Source organism: Citrobacter sp. VF227, from assembly GCF_052950715.1.
Genome location: NZ_JBRFVF010000346.1, coordinates 1 through 480, shown reverse-complemented (window position 1 = coordinate 480; position 480 = coordinate 1). Strand labels below are relative to the sequence as shown.

Genomic DNA, 480 nt, shown 5'->3' with positions numbered 1-480 from the left:
CTCTGTGACCGAACTGGCCCAGCAGGTGGCCTCCATCGATCAGGTGCTGGCGGTGATTCGCAGCATCTCCGAGCAGACCAACCTGCTGGCCCTCAATGCCGCCATCGAGGCGGCCCGTGCCGGCGACATGGGCCGTGGCTTCGCTGTGGTGGCCGACGAGGTGCGCACCCTGGCCAGACGCACCCAGGCCGCGACCGACGAGATCCAGCAGATGATCGGACGGCTGAAGAACGGCGCCGAAACCGCCGTCAGCGCGATGCACGCCGGTCAGGCCGCAACGGGTACCGGTGTTCAGGCCAGCCAGCGCACCGGCCAGTCCCTGCAGGCGATCACCGCCCAGGTGGAAGCCATCAGCGACATGAACACCCAGGTCGCCGCCGCGACCGAGGAGCAGAGCAGCGTCACCGAGGAGATCACCCACAACGTGCAGGGCATCGCCGATCTGGCCCAGGCCACCGCTCAGGATGTGCAGGGCTGCCG

Annotated in this window: 1 protein-coding gene; it reads left to right on the top strand. The window is 68.5% G+C overall.

Going from position 1 to position 480, the window contains the following annotated elements; genetic code table 11:
• Window positions 1-480: methyl-accepting chemotaxis protein (locus ACU8YC_RS26675; protein WP_446896217.1), on the top strand; the 480-nt coding region annotated here is incomplete at both ends.